Raw genomic sequence first — 17,032 nt, 5'->3', positions numbered from 1 at the left:
AGGCAGGAGGGATTACTCCCAGCCTGCCTCGTTGAAGATCTGCTGCGCCAGAGGCAGGTTCTCGGCCACGGCAGAGAGGGAGACCTCGTCCGCCTTGAAGTCGCCAAGTTGATCCACGGCCGCGGTGGTCTCGACGCCTTCGACGGCGGGGAATTCGTTGTTGCCGCCCGCGAAGTACTTCTGCGCGCTGTCGGAGGCCAGATATTCGAGGAAGGCGACGGCGTTGTCCCGGTGCGGTGCATGGGCGGTCACGCCAGCGCCTGACAGGTTCATATGCGCGCCATTGCCCTCCTGATCCGGCCAGACCCAGCGGATCCGGTCGATCTCGGCGCTGAGCCCTTCCACGTCGCTGGCGAGGGCGCGGGCGAAGTAATAGGTGTTCGCCACCGCGATCTCGCATTCACCCGACACGATCCCGCGCAGCTGGTCGGTATCGCCGCCCTGGGGATCGCGGGCGAAGTTTGCCACGACGCCCTTGGCCCAGTCGCGGGCGGCCTCTTCACCCTCATGCTCAATGATCGCGGCCAGCAGGGTCTGGTTGTAGGTGTTGGACGAGGAGCGGATGCAGACCTTGCCCTGATAGGCCGGGTCGGCGAGGTCGGCATAGGTCTGCGGCGGGTTTGCCACGTCGTCCTTGTCGAAGAAGATGATCCGGCTGCGCTGGGCAAATCCGAACCACTGCCCGTCCGCGTCCTGCACACTGGCGGGCAGGCGGTCTTTGAGAACGTCGCTGTCGATGCTCTGGAGGATGCCCGCATCCTTTGCGCGCTTGAGCCGGGAGGTGTCCACGGTGATGAACACATCGGCGGGCGAGTTGCGACCCTCGGCCTGAAGCCGGGCGATCAGTTCGTCCGCATCCGCTTCGATGCGCTGAACCTCGATACCGGTGGCTTCGGTGAACTCGGTGTAGAGCTGTTCGTCCGTGTCGTAGTGGCGGGAGGAGTAGATGTTGACGACGTTGTCCTGCGCCATGGCGCTGCCAGCCGTCACCAGAGACAGGGCGGCGATGGCGGAGCGGGTGAAGAGATCGGTCATGGGGGCCTCGAGTAGCCGAATGATTTTGTCAGGTAATTGTTGTTTGACCGATTGCAGGGTCCGTTGCAAGAGGTTCCCGACTAAATCAGTCGGACACTCCGGAGGGTTGCTGGTAGAACAGCCGCCCGCGTTCGGCAAATGCGACGAGTCCCAGCGCGACGGAGGCCGAGAGCAGGTTTCCGATGACAAAAGAGTAGAGCGTCCCGTCGTAGAACGCACCGACCAGCCCGCCGATCAGCATGCCGCCGCCCATCTGGAACGCCCCGATCACCGATGACGCGACGCCCGCCACGTGCCCCATCGGTTCCATGGCGATGGAGTTCAGATTGGCGCCGACAAAGCCGAAACAGGCCATGGTCAGGATCATCAGCCCGATGAAGATTCCGAACGGCGGGATGCCGTGAAAGGTGACCGTCAGGATCAGATAGAGGACGTGCAGGACGATAAAGATGACCAGTGCCCCATGCGCCAGCCGTCTGGCGCCAAACATCTGCACAAGCCGGGAGTTTACAAAGCTTGCCAAGGCCATCAATGACGCGACCAGCGCGAAATACAGCGTAAAGGCGGGGCCTTTTTCGTAGGTCTCAGTGTAGAGTTGCTCGGCCAGCACGATCAGAGAGAAGAGCGCGCCGAAGAATGTGCCGAGCGCCATCGTGTAGCCAAAGGCGAGGCGGTTGGTGAACACGATGCGGAACGATTCCGCCAGCCGCCGTCCCCGGATCGGGCGGCGCTGGTCGGGGGGCAGGGTCTCGGGCAGGCGCAGCGCGGTCCAGATCAGGGCGGTCAGGCCGGAGACACAGACAAAAACCGAGAGCAGGCGCCAGTTGCCGAAGATCAGAATGAGTGAGCCGAGGTTCGGCGCGATCACGGGCATGATCATGAATACCATCATCACCAGCGACATGACCGAGGCCATATCCGCTCCGGCGAAGCGGTCGCGCACGACAGCGGTCACGATCACCCGTGTGGAGGCCGCGCCGATGCCTTGCAGAATGCGCCACAGCAGGAGCTGCTGGAAGGTCCCTGCAAAGGAGGCTCCGACACTGGCGAGGATAAAGATCAACAGTCCGGCAAAGAGCGTCTTGCGTCGTCCGAAGCGGTCCGCGAGCGGGCCATAGACGATCTGAGACACCCCGAAGGCCAGAACATATACGGTGATAATGAATTGCTGGCGATTCTCCCCGCCCGCCGCGAGAGCCTGCCCGATATCTGTCAGCGCGGGGATGTAAATGTCGATGGCAGCCGCGTTCAGGGCCATCAGCAGGGCCATCATCGCAACAAATTCGGTCTTGCCTGGCATGGGGCGACGGGAAAGGGGGGCGGGCTGGGTCATTGGGGATCCGGTTCAGGGGAGCGAACCGGTTGCCCGGTCATTGCATGTTGCGGGCGTGGGCGGCCAGTGCGTCTTCGATGTCCTGATAATAGGTTAGCCGCCCATTTTCCAGCACGGCGCCGCTGGTGCAAAGGTCGCGGATGATGCCAGTCGAATGGCTGACGAGAATGGCTCCGGATTGGGTCAGACGGTGTCGCAGGACGGCGGTGCTTTTTTCGCGAAAGTTCGCATCCCCGACCGAGGTGACCTCGTCGATCAGGTAGGTGTCGAAATGGATGCCCATCGAGACCCCAAAGGCCAGACGTGACCGCATTCCGGCGGAGTAGGTGCGGATCGGTTTGTAGAAGTGGCCGCCGAGCTCGGCAAAGCTCTTTGTGAACGCGATCAGCGCTGCGCTGTCCACGCCATACAGTCTGGCGACGAAGCGCACATTTTGCAGTCCCGTCATGTCGCGGTGAAAGCTGCCGGAAAACCCGACGGGCCAGGAGACTGTGCCGCTGAGGCGAATTTCGCCCTCATCCGGGGAGAGCGTTCCGGCGATCATGCGCATCAGGCTGGATTTCCCCGCGCCATTGCGACCGAGGAGGGCCACGCATTCACGCTCGGGGAAGCGCAGAGAGATGCCACGGGCCACCGTTGTCCGGCTCTTGCCGGTGCCAAAGCTCTTCCAGAGATTTCGCAGTTCGATCATGCTTTAGCGGCGGTCGTTGAGGCTGTAGCCGATCAGGGTGACGAGGCAGAACAGGCCGAAGGTTCCGAGAAGCGTCACAAACAGGAGCGTCGCGCGGGCCGGGTAGAGCGGGCTCTGGGGCAGGGTCGGGTCGATATAGGCGGCGAGGTAGCGGCTCTTTCGGCGCGCATCCGCCTTTGCGGCATCATAGGCGGCCAGCGCCGAGACGTAGGCTTGTTCGGCGAATTCCCGGTCCACGGTCAGGCTCTCGAACTGTCCCACGAGATCGGCATAGCCGCCGATATTGCCAGTCGCCCCCAGCCCGAGTTTCTGACGTTCCTGGGCGATCCGGTTCTCGATCACCGCAATGCGCGCCTCGATGGCTGACGCCCGGGAGCTGGTGCGTCCCGATTGCCCCGAGGTCAGGTCGTATTCGATGATCGCTTCGGCCAGTTGCGCCTCAAGCGTGTTCAGAAGGCCCATTTGGCCTTCGAGATCCGCGGTTGGATCGACGATCTGCTCGGTGTTGCGGAACTCGGTCAGCGCCAGCCGCGCCTCCCGGACACGCTCGCGCGCGTCTTCCAGATCCCGCAACGCGTAGTCGAGCACGTCGGCCTGTGCCACGGCCGAGAGATCGTTGATCCTCTGGGCGGAAATCTCGTGAATGGTCCGGGTGATGTTGAGGGCGTCCTGGGGCGCGAAGGCACGGGCTTCGATCTCAATGAGACCGGTCCCCGGATCGTAGAGAACGCGCACCATCCGCCGCCAGTAGTCGAGCAGCTCTTCGATATTCGTGTCAGCGGACAGAGTGAAATAGGGGTCATTCTCAGGCTTGCCAAAGAGCGTTCTGAGGTCGAGCCTCTCGTCCACCAGCTCGACCGCCCCCTGGCTCTGGATGAACTCATAGAGCATATCGGCATCGGAGCCGTTGGCTCGGCCGCCCGCGACACCCATCAGCGTGTCCACCTGCTGCGCGCCATCTTCGGCTCTGACGGTAAAGCCGACCGTCGAGGCGTACTGATCTGCGGCCCGTGTGTAGAGATACCAGCCAACCAGCACGGTCGGAAGGACACAGACCAGACCAAAAGTCAGCGCCGCGATCCAGTGTCGCCGCCGCATCCGGGCCTTCGGGGCGATGGGGGCGACCTCGACGATTTTGATCTCGCGCCGTGACCGCGCGGGAGTGGTCGTCTTGACGGCCTGCGGGTTTCCCGTCCCGGTTGACCGGGCTGCCGGGCCGGGGCGGCGGGGCGGTGTACCGGCTTCCTGCGATCGTGTGTCCTGTGTCATGACCGGCCAAGCCCCGTCGGTTGTTTGCTGCTGTGGATAGGGGTATACGATGACTGCACCCGTGTCGCCATCGGAGCAGAGAATTTATGTCCGACGATGCTGCCCTGCCCGGCGCGCTGCCCCCGCGACAGAGATCCGTCTCCGCCATGCGGTCGATTTCCGCCCTGATCCTGCGAGAGATGGAATCGGTCTACGGGCGCTCACCCGGCGGCTATGTCTGGGCGGTGGCCGAGCCGGTGGCAGGCGTCCTGTTGATGACCGTCATATTTTCCCTGGTCCTGCGCGCGCCATCGCTCGGCTCGGACTTTGCCATGTTTTATGCCACCGGCTTTTTGCCGTTCGTGGCCTATCAGACGATCTCGTCGGCCACGATGAATGCACTGAAATTTGCGCGACAATTGCTGGAATACCCGGCTGTGACCTTTATGGACGCGGTGCTGGCGCGGTTCATCCTGAACGTGATGACGACGACATTGGTCGGCGTTATCGTCATTCTTGCGATCATAGAGCTGAACGATCTGAACCCCATTATCCGCTGGGAATCGGTTCTTCTGGCGGCGCTGATGACCGTATCGCTGGCCTTCGGGGTCGGCGTGTTCAATTGCTACATGGCGACCCGGTTTGAACTCTGGGGGCGGCTTTGGTCCGTGGTCAGCCGTCCGCTGCTGATCATTTCAGCCGTCCTTTTTATCCCCGAAGACCTTCCGTCGGGTTTGCGGGGATATCTGATGTACAACCCGCTTGCGCATATTACCTCCGAGATGCGGCGGGGCTGGTATGGGACCTATGAGGCGCAGCTGGTGGACCCTGTTTATGTGTTCGGGATCGCGCTCGGGCTGGCGGTGGTGGGCTGTTTCCTGCTGCTGCACCATCACCGCGATGCCATGAACCGTTAACCGGGAGACCGCTTAAGAAAGTTCTCACGGTTCAGTGCCATTCTGCCTGACGAAAGACCGCTGCTGGGGCTCGTGCCCCCAAACCTGAAGGCGGTCGCAGGGGATGGTTCGGGGTGGTGATGCAGATCCGGTTGACTTGGCGAGAGACACAGGCGCTGGAGGCGACGCGCCCGACCGGTGCGACGGCGCGGCTGATGGAGGACGCCACCGGGAAGCTGGTATTCTGGAGCGAGATCGAAGGCGTTCATGGAACCACGGGGGCCTTGCCCGGCAGCGCTGTGACGGTCGGCACCGGTGGAGACAATGTCAGCGTTCCTCTCATCGGGAAAACGGTTCTTCTGGACGGTAAGGCGCTGGATGCGATGGCGGCTGGCACCGCTCCGCTGATGTCGGGCGAAACGCTGTATGATGGCGGGGTGCCGTTGCAGTCCCGGGGCCTGGAGGTTGTGGGCTGGGATGATCGGCTGGCGGTGGCCCATCGCGCCGGAGACAGCCTGACTGTTCTTGAGCGGGATGCCAGTGGCGCGTTGCAGGTGCTGTCGACCCTGTCGGGCACGGATACTGAAGGTCTGGGGGATGTGCAGGGCATTGCGGTGGCTGACACGGTCAGCCACGGCCAGCTTCTGGCAACGGTCTCTGGCACCGAAGATGCCATCGGCCTGTTCCGCGTCTCGGCTGGCGGGCAACTTACGTCTCTGTGGTCCGCCGATGCGCGGGATGGCATTCCCATCGACACGCCCGTGGATGTGGAGTTTGTCCAGAGCGGGGACGCGCTGTTTATGGTCGTGGGCTCCGCCGTGACCAGTTCGGTCACCGTGCTGCGGGCGACGCCTGACGGACAGGTCGGGTTTGTCGATCAGATTGTCGATACGCTGGGCACACGGTTCCAGGGTCTCGGCGCCATGGACTGGATCGATTACCAGGGGCGGCAGATCGGAGCGGTCGCCGGAAGGGATGGCGGCCTGTCGGTGCTGGAGCTTTTGCCGGACGGGCGTCTGATCCATCTCACTAGCTTTGAGGCCACGGCCGAGACCGGCCTTTGGAGCGACGTGGACATTGAGCTTGTCGAGGCGGATGGGGCGCTGCGGCTGGTGGTGCTGTCCGGCTCTGATAACGCTCTCATTCGATTCGATCTCGAATTCACGCCGGGCGTGATCGCCACGGGAGAACCGGGAGGCGCGGGGGACGATCTGCTCTACGGGGCGCTCTCGGGCGGAGAGATCCAGGGCGGCGGGGGCGCCGACATTTTCTTTGACGGTGCGGGCGCAGACACCCTCATCGGGGGTGACGGGTCTGATCTTTTCGTGATCTCACCTGATGGGCAGAAGGACTGGATCTGGAATTTCGATCCGACCACCGACCGGTTGGACTTGTCTGCCTTTGGGCGTAGCGCCGAGCGGCGCTACGAGCCGGTTGGCAAGGGTGTCCTGATCCATATCAATGGCGAAACGCTGATCGTGGTCTCACCCAGCCAGACCACCTTAACGGACGCGGATTTCTCTGATGCCATGCTCTTCAATGCGGATCACGTGGAGGCTCGCGTCGTCATTCCACCTGACACGATGATTGTTGGCACGGCGTCGGCCGACAGACTGCACGGCACGGAGCGGGCAGATGACATTTCGGCGCTGGAGGGGAATGACACTGTGGTGTGGTCCTACGGTGCGGATCGGATTGATGGCGGCGCGGGGCGGGATCAGCTGGATCTGTCGGTGGCGATAAAGGGCGCGACGGTGAATTTGACAAATGATCTGCGCAATGACGGCGCATCCTTTCTCCAGATCTACACGGGGATCGAGGATATCATCGGGACGCCGTTTGAAGATGTGCTGTATGGCGACGACACGCATAACCGGCTGGAGGGCGGGCTCGGCCATGATGTGTTGGTGGGTCGGGATGGGGACGACCATCTGCTCGGCGGAGGTGACAACGACTCGATCTATGGCGGGCTTGGAGAAGATGTGCTGGACGGTGGCGCGGGCAATGATGAACTGGACGGTGGTGCCGGTGCAGACCGGCTTTCCGGAGGCGCGGGCGATGATCACCTGCGCGGTGCCGACCAGAACGACCGTCTTTCCGGCGGGCCGGGGTATGACCGTCTGTGGGGGGGAGGGGGCTCGGATCACCTGTTCGGCGGTCGGGATGGAGACCGCCTGGCCGGTGAGGGCGGCGATGACGTCCTGATCGCGGGAACCGGTGCGGATGAATTGTTGGGCGGGAGTGGCCGGGATATTCTGGCAGGCACCGATTTCGACGCAGCCCATTGGGGGTCTCCGTTGACGGAGAGAATCGAACCCCCGGCTGAGCCGCCGCTCGCGCACCATCTGACCGGGGAAAACACGCTTTCCGGCGGTGACGACGATGATCTGCTGTTCGGGGGCGATATGCCCGACAGCCTGTCAGGCGATGAGGGCGATGATTATCTGGCCGGAGGGCAAGGGGCCGACCGTCTGCTCGGTGGGGACGGAAATGATACGCTCAGGGGGGGCGTCCACGAAGACCGGCTGGAGGGCGGTGCCGGCAACGACGATCTTCAGGGCGATGACGGGAACGATCTGGTCTTTGGCGAGGCCGGAGCGGATCGTCTCAGCGGCGGGGCGGGGTCCGACAAGGTGCGCGGCGGGGAGGGAAACGATCATCTCGACGGCGGTACCGGGCGGGACATGCTGTGGGGCGACGCAGGCGATGATCGTCTGGAAGGCGGCTGGGGGGCGGATACCCTGTCGGGCGACGCGGGCGACGATAAGATTGAGGGAGGATATGGCACAGACCAGCTCACTGGCGGAGCGGGTGCAGATCAATTCGTGTTCCGGGACCGCTGGGGCGTCGATCGGGTCACCGATTTCGAGGATAATATCGACACCATCTTATTGACCAAGGACCTCACCGACGGGCTGACGGCGCCACGGGCGGTTCTGGAGGCTTATGCGCAGGATGTGAGCTCCGGCGTCCTGCTGGCATTTGCCGATGGAGACAGTCTGGTCATTCTGGGGGCCACCACGGCGCAGCTGGCAGATGATTTGGTCGTCCTCTAAGAGAAATCAGGTCGGTTTTATATCGGCGCAGGGTTGCTTATCGGCATCCTGCCGCTGCAACCCACTGGAGAACCTGGCCGCGAGGCGATAACAGACGTCTCGAGAAACGTGGGATCGAGTGATATGCAAGTCGATGAGACCGGTATTCCCGGGCTGCTGCTTCTGACGCCGAAGCGCTTTGGCGATTCTCGCGGGTGGTTCAGCGAGGTGTACAATCAGGCAACGCTGCAAGCCGCGACCGGTCTCGAGACCGTTTTTGTGCAGGACAATCATTCATTGAGCCGGGTTCGCGGGACCTTGCGCGGCCTGCATTGTCAGCGCCCGCCCTACGCGCAGGCCAAGCTGGTGCGCTGCGGCGGCGGTGCCGTATGGGATATCGCCGTGGACATTCGACATGGGTCGCCGACGTTTGGTCAATGGCGTGGCTACGAGCTGTCGGCTGAGAACGGCAATCAACTTTATATCCCGACAGGCTTTCTGCACGGGTTCATCACGCTGACCCCCGACGCCGAACTCCTGTATAAATGCTCCGCACCCTATTCGGCGGAGTGTGACGTCTCGATTCGCTTTGATGACCCGGCATTTGGCGTGGATTGGGGCGATGAGGTCGATCTGAGCCTTCTTTCCAACAAGGATCGTGAAGCGCCCACCCTGTCGGAGTTCGAAAACCCTTTCACCTACGAGGCTGAGTAATGAAGATTTTGGTAACAGGTGGCGCGGGCTTCATCGGCTCGGCCGTTGTCCGGCAAGCGATCCGCGACGGGTTCGAAGTGGTGAACGTGGACGCGCTGACCTACGCGGCCTGCCTCGACAACGTGGCGTCGGTGGCGGACCATCCGGACTATCGGTTCGAGCACGCGGATATCTGCGATGGTGATGCAATGGTGCGGATCTTTGCGGAGCATAAGCCGGATGCTGTGATGCACCTCGCCGCCGAGAGCCATGTGGACCGGTCTATCGACGGGCCGGGCGCGTTCATCCGCACCAATGTGAACGGCACCCAGACCCTGCTCGATGCGGCGCTGGCCTATTGGAACGAGTCGGGGCGACCCGAGGGTTTCCGGTTCCACCATATCTCGACCGACGAGGTTTATGGCACGCTGGGCGAAACCGGGCAGTTCACCGAAGACACGCCCTACGCGCCCAACTCCCCCTATTCCGCGTCCAAGGCCGCCAGCGACCATCTGGTCCGCGCCTGGCACGAGACCTATGGACTGCCAGTGGTGGTCACGAATTGCTCCAACAATTACGGCCCCTTCCACTTCCCCGAAAAGCTCATCCCGGTGGTGATCCTGCGGGCATTGGCCGGCGACTCGATCCCGGTTTACGGCAAGGGCGAAAACGTGCGGGACTGGCTGTATGTAGAGGATCACGCCGACGCGCTGCTCACCGTCCTGCAAAAGGGTGAGATCGGTCGGACCTATAATATCGGCGGCGAGAACGAGGCGAAGAATATCGACATCGTGCGCACCATCTGCACCCATCTCGATACGCTGCGCCCGCGCGAGAGCGGCTCTTATGCGGATCAGATCACCTTTGTGACCGACCGTCCGGGCCACGATCTGCGCTACGCCATCGATCCCACCCGCATCCGCACTGAGCTCGGCTGGCGCCCGTCGGTCACGCTGGAGCAGGGGCTGGAAAAGACCATCGCCTGGTTCCTCGACAACGAGCCGTGGTGGCGGGCGCTTCAGGACCGTCAGGGTGTGGGCGAACGTCTGGGCACGGCGAAATGATCCTTGTCTTCGGCTCTTCGGGACAGGTCGGCGCCTCGCTGGCGGGGCGGGACGGGGTCTTGTCCCTAGGCCGCGCCGAGGCCGATCTGACCGACCCCGAGGCCTGTGCCGCCGCGATCAGGGCGCACCGCCCGCGTGCGGTGATCAACGCCGCCGCCTACACCGCCGTGGACAAAGCAGAAAGCGAAGAAAACCTCGCCGCCGCGATCAATGGCGCGGCCCCCGGTGCAATGGCCCGGGTCGCTGCGGAGTTGGGTATTCCCTTCGTCCATATCTCCACGGATTATGTCTTTCCCGGCAGTGGCACCGCGCCGCATCAGGTCAACGATCGCACGGGTCCGCTCGGAGCCTATGGCCGGACAAAGCTCGCTGGCGAAGAAGCTGTGCGGGCGGCCGGGGGGGTGCACGCTATCCTTCGGACCTCGTGGGTCTATTCGGATCACGGCGCGAATTTCCTCAAGACCATGCTGCGGCTTTCCGAGACCCGGGATCACCTGACGGTTGTTGCGGATCAGATCGGCGGACCAACTCCGGCCCCGGCCATTGCGGACGCGGTGATGATCATTGCCGAGGCGCTGGTCACGGACCCGTCGCTCTCCGGGACCTACCACTTCTCCGGTGCGCCGGATGTGGGCTGGGCTGACTTCGCCCGCGCCATCTTTGCCGCCGCTGGCCGTCCGGTGACGGTCGAGGATATCCCCAGTTCCGCCTATCCGACGCCTGCGCAGCGCCCCGGGAATTCCCGGATGGATTGCTCGGCGACCGAGACAGCCTTCGGTATCGCGCGGCCTGACTGGCAGGCCACCCTTCCTCACATGATCAAGAGTATTACGGAGACGTCATGACCGACCGTAAAGGTATTATCCTCGCCGGGGGCTCAGGCACCCGCCTGTATCCGCTGACAATCGGTGTCTCAAAGCAGCTCATGCCGCTGTATGATAAGCCGATGATCTACTACCCGCTCTCGGTGCTCATGCTGACGGGTATTCGGGAGATTGCGGTGATCACCACGCCCGAAGACCAGTCCCGGTTCAAAAAGGTGCTGGGGGACGGCTCCCAATGGGGCATCAGCCTGACCTTCATCGAGCAGCCGAGCCCGGACGGCCTGGCGCAGGCCTATCTGCTGGCCGAAGAGTTCCTCGACGGCGCGCCGTCTGCCATGGTTCTGGGAGACAATATCTTTTTCGGTCACGGCCTGACCGACGAGCTGCGCGCAGCCGACGCCCGCAAGGAAGGCGGGACCGTGTTCGGCAGCCGCGTGAACGATCCAGAGCGCTATGGCGTTGTCGATATGGACGCCGACGGAAAAGTGACGGCAATCATCGAAAAACCCGAGGTCCCGCCGTCGAATTACGCCGTTACCGGGCTTTACTTCCTTGATGGGCGTGCGTCTGAACGGGCGAAGGCGGTCGAGAAATCCGAGCGGGGCGAGTTGGAGATCGTGTCGCTCCTCCAGATGTATCTTGAGGAAGGCAGCCTGAACGTCGGTCGTCTGGGGCGCGGTTATGCGTGGCTTGATACCGGGACCCATGACTCGCTTCTGGACGCTGCCAATTTCGTGCGGACCTTGCAAAAACGGCAGGGCATTCAATCCGGCTGCCCTGAAGAGATCGCCTTTGAGCAAGGCTGGATCGATCGCGATACCCTTGCCCGCCATGCGGAGACCTTCAAAAAGACCGACTATGGCGCCTACCTGAAAAAGCTTCTCTGAAAGAGAAGCGCTGATCGGCGGGGCTCGATGCCCCGCCGATCAGCTCCCTTGTCACGCGAGTTGATCCATCATCTTGGCCAGCCGCAGATCTTTATCTGTCAGTCCGCCGGAATCATGGGTGGTCAGAGACACATCAACCTTGTTGTAGCTGTTTGACCAGTCGGGGTGATGCCCGATCTTTTCAGCACGTGTGGCAACCATGGTCATCCAGCCAAACGCTCGGGTGAAGTCTTTGAATTCAAAGGTTTTGCTGATCGCCTCGGGGTCACTGGAGACGGTCCAGCCGCGCTTTTCCAGCTTTTCGAGGGTGTCTTTCATTGCCGCATCGTCCATCGGGTGCTCCTTTAACATGTGTCACTCGTTCGTGGTCTTTCGAAATGGACCGTAATCGGTGAGAATTTCAATTTCCTCACCAACGGCGTCCCTCTCAGCCATCAGGTACTGTTCCACTGCCCGGCGCAAGCCCGGATCGGCGATCCAGTGCACCGAATGCACGGGGGTGGGCAGGTATCCGCGCGCCAGCTTGTGCTCGCCCTGAGCGCCCGCTTCGACGCGGTGGAGTCCGTTGGCGAGTGCCCAGTCGATGGCGCGGTAATAGCAGAGCTCAAAATGCAGGAACGGTACCTCGCGCAAGCAGCCCCAATAGCGGCCGTATAGCGTCTCCCTCCCGATGAAATTCAGCGCCCCCGCCACTGGTGTGTCCCCGTCCAGCGCCAGCATCAACAGCATGTCGTCTCGCAGCGTCGCCTGCGCTTCCTCAAAGAACGCGCGCGTCAGATAAGGCTGACCCCATTTGCGGGCGCCGGTGTCCTGGTAGAAGGCCCAGAAATGGTCCCAATGATGGGGTTTCAGGTCGTCGCCGGTCAGGTTGACGATCTTCAGATCGGCTTCGTCGGCGCTGCGGCGTTCCTTGCGGATGGTCTTGCGCTTGCGCGACGACAGCGCGGCGAGGAAGCCGTCGAAATTGCCATAGCCCGCATCTTCCCAGTGATATTGCTGCCCCAGCCTGTGCAGGAGACCCATGTCCCCCAGCGCTGCGGCCTCGTCTCCGGTGCAGAAGGTCAGGTGCAGGGAGGAGACATCGTTTTCAGCGGCGACATGCACCGCGCCCTCGACCAGTGCCGCCCGGCCAATCTGCTCATACCCGGGTCGGACCAGCAACCGTCGTCCGGTGGCTGGCGTGAATGGCACGGCGATTTGTAGTTTCGGATAATATTGCCCGCCCGCCCGTTCATAGGCATGGGCCCAGGAATGGTCGAAGATATACTCGCCCTGACTGTGTCCCTTTGCATAAAGCGGCGTGCAAGCGATTGTTTCCCCGCGCTGTTGGATCGTCAGGTGATGCGGCTCCCATCCCGTGCCCGGACCGACCGACCCCGAGCGCTCCAGCGCGGACAGAAACCGATGGGTGGTGAACGGGTCGAGGGGCCGCCCGTCTGCCGCTTCGGGGCAGGCGCAGGCGTCCCAGTCCGCCGCGTCGATGCTGGCGAGACCGTGATGGCTGGTGACCGTGATCTGTTCTGCGTCGTCCATACTGCCCCCTTTTGTCCCCATATAGCATCGCGGCGGACGGTAGACAGCCGTCCCTGCCGCGCCTATGTGACGCCTATGGCCAAGGCAAAAGACAACCCGAATTACAAGGTGATCGCCGAGAACCGGCGGGCCCGCTACGATTACGCCATCGAGGATGACATCGAATGTGGCGTCCAGCTCTATGGCTCGGAGGTGAAATCCCTGCGCGTGGCTCAGGCCAACATCGCCGAGAGCTATGCGGCCGTCGAAGAGGGGGAGCTGTGGCTGGTGAACAGCTATATCGCCCCCTATGACCGTGCCATGTTCGGCCATGAAGAGCGCCGCCGCCGCAAACTGCTGGTCAAACAGCGCGAGCTGGCGCGGCTCTGGAATGACACCCAGCGCAAGGGGATGACGCTTGTGCCGCTGGTGCTCTATTTCAACCACAAGGGAATCGCCAAGCTGAAGATCGGCATCGCCAAGGGTAAAAAAGTCGCCGACAAACGCGAAACGTCTGCCAAGCGCGACTGGGATCGTCAAAAGCAGCGCCTGTTGAAGGAACACAACTGACCCCCAGACCCGTTTTCCGCAGTTTTCATGCGTACGGCGGGTTTCCTGTGAACGGTTGTTTCTTTCGTATCCCGCTCGTCTTGCCCTGCCCAACGACCCCGCGTAACCCTTTTGGGAAAACGGGAGATAGGGAGTTCCCATGCAGGACGATCCGAAAACACTTGTCTCGACGGAGTGGCTGGCACGCCATCTGGATGACCCGGATCTGCGGGTTCTCGACGCCTCCTGGCACATGCCCGATGCCGGTCGCGATGCGCGGTCCGAGTATGACGCAGGCCATATTCCGGGTGCGCGGTTCTTCGATATCGAAGAGATCTCCGACGCCCGGTCAGAGCTGCCTCATATGGCGCCGCCGACGGAAAAGTTCATCTCCCGGATGCGCGCCATGGGTGTGGGCGATGGTCATCAGGTGGTGGTCTACGACTCTGCCGGGCTGTTTTCCGCCGCTCGCGTCTGGTGGCTCTTCAAGCTGATGGGCAAGGACGATGTGGCCGTGCTGGATGGCGGCTTGCCGAAATGGCAGGCCGAGGGACGGGAAATGGAGGATCTGCCCCCCGTGATCCGCGACCGCCACATGACCGTATCGCGCCAGAACCACTTGCTGCGCGATGTCACGCAGGTGGCCGAGGCCTCGAAGCTGGGCAGCGCTCAGATCCTCGACGCCCGGGCTGCTGAACGCTACCGCGGTGACCTGCCCGAGCCGCGTCCCGGCCTGCGGGCGGGACATATTCCGGGATCGAAGAACCTGCCCTTTGGCCAGCTCCTGAACCCCGATCAGACGATGAAATCCCCCGACGACCTGCGGGCCGCGTTTGAGGCAGTGGGTGTTGATCTCAGCCAGCCTGTGATCACCAGCTGCGGCTCCGGCGTGACAGCGGCGATTCTCGCGCTGGGCCTTGCGCGGATCGGCCATGAGAGCTGGTCTCTCTACGATGGATCATGGACGGAATGGGGCGCCTATGGCGACCTGCCAGTTGCAAACGGAGACGCATAACATGCTTGGTAATCTGAAGGACCAACCGGCGGACAAGATCCTCGCTCTCATGGCGAGCTACCGCGAGGATCCGCGCGCGGAGAAAATCGACCTCGGCGTCGGCGTCTACAAGGACGCGCAGGGCAACACCCCAATCATGCGCGCGGTGAAGGAAGCCGAGGCGCGCCTCCTGAAGAGCGAGACGACCAAGAGCTACGTGGCGCTCGCGGGAGATCCGGCCTATGCCAAGGCGCTGAGCGAACTGATCCTCGGCGACGCGCTTGCGGCGGATCGCATGGCTGCCGTAGCAACGCCGGGCGGCACCGGTGCCTTCCGTCAGGGCGTGGATCTGGTGCGCATGGCGAACCCCGACGCCACCTTCCACGTCTCCGCGCCGACCTGGCCGAACCACTTGTCGATCCTGAAGACAGTGGGCCAGCCCTTCGTCGAGTACCGCTATTTCGACAACGCCACCGGCGAGGTCGATTTCGACGGCATGATGGAGGATCTGGGCAAGGTCGCGTCGGGCGACGTGGTGCTGGTCCATGGCTGCTGCCATAATCCCACCGGCGCCAACCTGACCGAGGCCCAGTGGGAGGCCGTGGCCGACCTGATCGGCGAGCGCGGAGCGATTGCGTTTGTCGACCTTGCCTATCAGGGCTTTGGCGACGGGCTCGAAGAAGACGCCACCGGCACCCGCATTCTGGCGCGCAAGCTGCCTGAGATGCTGATCGGCGCCTCCTGCTCGAAGAATTTTGGGATCTACCGCGAGCGAACGGGCCTCCTGATGGGGCTCTGTGATCCGGCCCATGTGAAGACCGTGCAGGGTAACATGAACCACCTGAACCGGCAGAACTTCTCGTTCCCGCCGGATCACGGGGCGCGGATCGTGACCACGATCCTCAACGACGCCGAGTTGACCGCCGACTGGAAGGCCGAGTTGGAGGAGATGCGGACCGGCATGCTGGCCCTGCGCGAACAACTGGCCGCCGAGCTGCGCCGCCTGACGAACTCGGATCGCTTCGACTTCATCGCGCGTCACCGTGGTATGTTCTCGCGTCTGGGTCTGAGCCCCGAGCAGGTCGAGGCCATCCGCAAGGACTTTGCCGTCTACATCGTGGGCGACAGCCGGATCAACGTGGCGGGCCTGAACGAGGAGACGGTCCCGAAACTTGCCCAGGCGATCGCCGCCACCTACGAGTAAGATATTGTTTTTGCATAAATTAGGCCGGGCCCCACTGAGTCCGGCCTAATGTTGTCGTACGTCGTGCGTCCGTCATGTTTGTGCCTTAAGCACCGACGATCTGAATATCATCGAGCGAAATTTCGGTGTCGTGCTGAATGAGCAGGACAGTGGTAGCGCCAGGCAACTCCTCAGTAGCGTCGATGCTCAGGATTAGTTTTGACATGCCAACGGTGACCGTTCTCAGCTCAACCGAAACCAACTGGCCTGCGGTTACTTCGGACCGATCCAGCACTACACGCAGCTGATCTTCATTCGGATCGAAATTCAAAATTCTGAAAAGCTCCGGCTCAGACTCGAGAGGAGCGTCGACGGGTATCCCCGGGTTTTCATCCAGTTCATAGATCACGTTGTACTCGTCAGAGCCATCGTCGCCGGAGAGGAACACCTGACCCAAAGCAGCGTAATCGCTCTCGGTGACGAACACCGGCGCACGAGCGGTAATGACGTCATCACCGGCCTCGCCATGGGCTGCACCCCTCATGTTCGAGTCAACTGCAAACTCGTCAAAGTTGATCTCGAAGTCGATCACATCGTCGCCGTCATGTCCTGCCAGAATATTGCTGTTCCCACCGATCAGGGTGTCATTCCCGAGCCAACCATCTGCAACGTTCGAGGTGCCTTTGACTGTGATCGAGTCATTGCCGTCACCTCCGATGATCTTCAAGTCGCCATCGTAATCAATCTCGGCCACATAGTCGCCACCCCGCAAATCGATCGTGGCCGGTACAGTATCACCCGCCTCGACAACTATAGTATCGTCGCCTTCAGTGCCCTGAAACGGCTCGCTGTCTTCGAGAATTGACTCCGAGTCACCGTCAGTGTCGTCCGTTTGAGGTTGGTCATCGTCGGATTGCTCATCATCCCGATTGTCATTGGAGTCATGATCATCGTCATCAAATCCGCTGATGATCGCGGCCAACAAGCCAACACCGAGAAGTCAGATTGTCATAAGTTCCATGACGCCCGCGCACACTGAAAAATGGTTTCACTCCAGCGTTGATAACAGGAAGTCAGATGTCAACTCG

16 protein-coding genes are annotated in these 17,032 nt (G+C 62.1%); 9 read left to right on the top strand and 7 right to left on the bottom strand.

Annotated features, from left to right (window positions below):
- Positions 1-12: 12 nt before the first annotated feature.
- The 4 genes from FEV53_RS05015 to FEV53_RS05000 all read right to left on the bottom strand — a co-directional run bounded on the left by FEV53_RS05015 (position 13) and on the right by FEV53_RS05000 (position 4,328).
- Positions 13-1,035, bottom strand: a complete 1,023-nt coding sequence (locus FEV53_RS05015; RefSeq protein ID WP_142833722.1) for a Fe(3+) ABC transporter substrate-binding protein — start codon at positions 1,033-1,035, stop codon at positions 13-15.
- An 85-nt stretch (positions 1,036-1,120) separates the two neighbouring features.
- Complete coding sequence (locus FEV53_RS05010) at positions 1,121-2,368, bottom strand: multidrug effflux MFS transporter (RefSeq protein ID WP_142833721.1); 1,248 nt, start codon at positions 2,366-2,368, stop codon at positions 1,121-1,123.
- A gap of 37 nt (positions 2,369-2,405) precedes the next feature.
- Positions 2,406-3,059 (bottom strand): ABC transporter ATP-binding protein, encoded by a 654-nt coding sequence (locus tag FEV53_RS05005; RefSeq protein ID WP_142833720.1) that lies wholly within the window; start codon positions 3,057-3,059, stop codon positions 2,406-2,408.
- Positions 3,060-3,062: 3 nt separating this feature from the next.
- Positions 3,063-4,328 (bottom strand): KpsE/RkpR family capsule polysaccharide export protein, encoded by a 1,266-nt coding sequence (locus FEV53_RS05000; protein WP_142833719.1) that lies wholly within the window; start codon positions 4,326-4,328, stop codon positions 3,063-3,065.
- Positions 4,329-4,414: 86 nt separating this feature from the next.
- On the opposite strand from FEV53_RS05000, the gene FEV53_RS04995 reads away from it, so the two are divergent.
- The 6 genes from FEV53_RS04995 to rfbA all read left to right on the top strand — a co-directional run bounded on the left by FEV53_RS04995 (position 4,415) and on the right by rfbA (position 11,706).
- Entirely contained in the window at positions 4,415-5,224 is an 810-nt protein-coding gene (locus FEV53_RS04995; RefSeq protein ID WP_142833718.1) for an ABC transporter permease, read from the top strand.
- A gap of 119 nt (positions 5,225-5,343) precedes the next feature.
- Positions 5,344-8,259, top strand: coding sequence for a calcium-binding protein (locus FEV53_RS04990; protein ID WP_142833717.1), 2,916 nt, complete (start codon positions 5,344-5,346; stop codon positions 8,257-8,259).
- Positions 8,260-8,382: 123 nt separating this feature from the next.
- Positions 8,383-8,952: a dTDP-4-dehydrorhamnose 3,5-epimerase gene (gene rfbC / locus FEV53_RS04985; protein ID WP_142833716.1), complete on the top strand. Its 570-nt coding sequence runs from the start codon at positions 8,383-8,385 to the stop codon at positions 8,950-8,952.
- A complete protein-coding gene (gene rfbB / locus FEV53_RS04980; RefSeq protein WP_142833715.1) occupies positions 8,952-9,995 on the top strand; it encodes a dTDP-glucose 4,6-dehydratase in 1,044 nt (347 codons plus the stop codon). The genes rfbC and rfbB overlap by 1 nt, the downstream gene beginning before the upstream one ends.
- Positions 9,992-10,840 (top strand): dTDP-4-dehydrorhamnose reductase, encoded by an 849-nt coding sequence (gene rfbD / locus FEV53_RS04975; RefSeq protein ID WP_142833714.1) that lies wholly within the window; start codon positions 9,992-9,994, stop codon positions 10,838-10,840. Before rfbB ends, rfbD begins: the two co-directional genes overlap by 4 nt.
- Positions 10,837-11,706, top strand: a complete 870-nt coding sequence (gene rfbA, locus FEV53_RS04970; RefSeq protein WP_142833713.1) for a glucose-1-phosphate thymidylyltransferase RfbA — start codon at positions 10,837-10,839, stop codon at positions 11,704-11,706. Before rfbD ends, rfbA begins: the two co-directional genes overlap by 4 nt.
- A 51-nt stretch (positions 11,707-11,757) precedes the next feature.
- Here the strand turns inward: rfbA and FEV53_RS04965 are convergent, their stop codons facing one another.
- A complete protein-coding gene (locus tag FEV53_RS04965) occupies positions 11,758-12,039 on the bottom strand; it encodes a 4a-hydroxytetrahydrobiopterin dehydratase (protein ID WP_142833712.1) in 282 nt (93 codons plus the stop codon).
- A 21-nt stretch (positions 12,040-12,060) separates the two neighbouring features.
- Positions 12,061-13,239, bottom strand: a complete 1,179-nt coding sequence (locus FEV53_RS04960; RefSeq protein WP_142833711.1) for a GNAT family N-acetyltransferase — start codon at positions 13,237-13,239, stop codon at positions 12,061-12,063.
- 75 nt (positions 13,240-13,314) lie between these two features.
- On the opposite strand from FEV53_RS04960, the gene smpB reads away from it, so the two are divergent.
- From smpB to FEV53_RS04945, 3 genes are all read left to right on the top strand, one after another.
- Positions 13,315-13,788 carry an SsrA-binding protein SmpB gene (gene smpB / locus FEV53_RS04955; protein ID WP_142833710.1) on the top strand — a complete coding sequence of 158 codons (474 nt, stop codon included), beginning with the start codon at positions 13,315-13,317 and terminating at the stop codon, positions 13,786-13,788.
- 139 nt (positions 13,789-13,927) lie between these two features.
- Complete coding sequence (sseA, locus tag FEV53_RS04950; RefSeq protein ID WP_142833709.1) at positions 13,928-14,782, top strand: 3-mercaptopyruvate sulfurtransferase; 855 nt, start codon at positions 13,928-13,930, stop codon at positions 14,780-14,782.
- Between the two features lies 1 nt (position 14,783).
- The gene (locus FEV53_RS04945) at positions 14,784-15,965 is read left to right on the top strand and encodes an amino acid aminotransferase (RefSeq protein WP_142833708.1); all 1,182 of its coding nucleotides are present in this window, start codon (positions 14,784-14,786) and stop codon (positions 15,963-15,965) included.
- An 85-nt stretch (positions 15,966-16,050) separates the two neighbouring features.
- Here FEV53_RS04945 and FEV53_RS04940 read toward each other — a convergent pair whose 3' ends face one another.
- Positions 16,051-16,926, bottom strand: a complete 876-nt coding sequence (locus FEV53_RS04940; protein ID WP_142833707.1) for a hypothetical protein — start codon at positions 16,924-16,926, stop codon at positions 16,051-16,053.
- Positions 16,927-17,032 lie beyond the last annotated feature (106 nt).

Origin of the sequence: Palleronia caenipelagi, from assembly GCF_007004065.1 — a bacterium.
GTDB classification, from domain to species: domain Bacteria; phylum Pseudomonadota; class Alphaproteobacteria; order Rhodobacterales; family Rhodobacteraceae; genus Palleronia; species Palleronia caenipelagi.
Note: the sequence above shows the minus strand (reverse complement) of the source record. Positions and strands in the feature narration are given on the sequence as shown.

Bases quoted from the DNA above. Each gene is read 5' to 3' on its own strand.
- FEV53_RS05015 (WP_142833722.1), bottom strand. From the start codon at position 1,035: ATGACCGATCTCTTCACCCGCTCCGCCATCGCCGCCCTGTCTCTGGTG.
- FEV53_RS05010 (WP_142833721.1), bottom strand. From the start codon at position 2,368: ATGACCCAGCCCGCCCCCCTTTCCCGTCGCCCCATGCCAGGCAAGACC.
- FEV53_RS05005 (WP_142833720.1), bottom strand. From the start codon at position 3,059: ATGATCGAACTGCGAAATCTCTGGAAGAGCTTTGGCACCGGCAAGAGC.
- FEV53_RS05000 (WP_142833719.1), bottom strand. From the start codon at position 4,328: ATGACACAGGACACACGATCGCAGGAAGCCGGTACACCGCCCCGCCGC.
- FEV53_RS04995 (WP_142833718.1), top strand. From the start codon at position 4,415: ATGTCCGACGATGCTGCCCTGCCCGGCGCGCTGCCCCCGCGACAGAGA.
- FEV53_RS04990 (WP_142833717.1), top strand. From the start codon at position 5,344: ATGCAGATCCGGTTGACTTGGCGAGAGACACAGGCGCTGGAGGCGACG.
- rfbC (WP_142833716.1), top strand. From the start codon at position 8,383: ATGCAAGTCGATGAGACCGGTATTCCCGGGCTGCTGCTTCTGACGCCG.
- rfbB (WP_142833715.1), top strand. From the start codon at position 8,952: ATGAAGATTTTGGTAACAGGTGGCGCGGGCTTCATCGGCTCGGCCGTT.
- rfbD (WP_142833714.1), top strand. From the start codon at position 9,992: ATGATCCTTGTCTTCGGCTCTTCGGGACAGGTCGGCGCCTCGCTGGCG.
- rfbA (WP_142833713.1), top strand. From the start codon at position 10,837: ATGACCGACCGTAAAGGTATTATCCTCGCCGGGGGCTCAGGCACCCGC.
- FEV53_RS04965 (WP_142833712.1), bottom strand. From the start codon at position 12,039: ATGGACGATGCGGCAATGAAAGACACCCTCGAAAAGCTGGAAAAGCGC.
- FEV53_RS04960 (WP_142833711.1), bottom strand. From the start codon at position 13,239: ATGGACGACGCAGAACAGATCACGGTCACCAGCCATCACGGTCTCGCC.
- smpB (WP_142833710.1), top strand. From the start codon at position 13,315: ATGGCCAAGGCAAAAGACAACCCGAATTACAAGGTGATCGCCGAGAAC.
- sseA (WP_142833709.1), top strand. From the start codon at position 13,928: ATGCAGGACGATCCGAAAACACTTGTCTCGACGGAGTGGCTGGCACGC.
- FEV53_RS04945 (WP_142833708.1), top strand. From the start codon at position 14,784: ATGCTTGGTAATCTGAAGGACCAACCGGCGGACAAGATCCTCGCTCTC.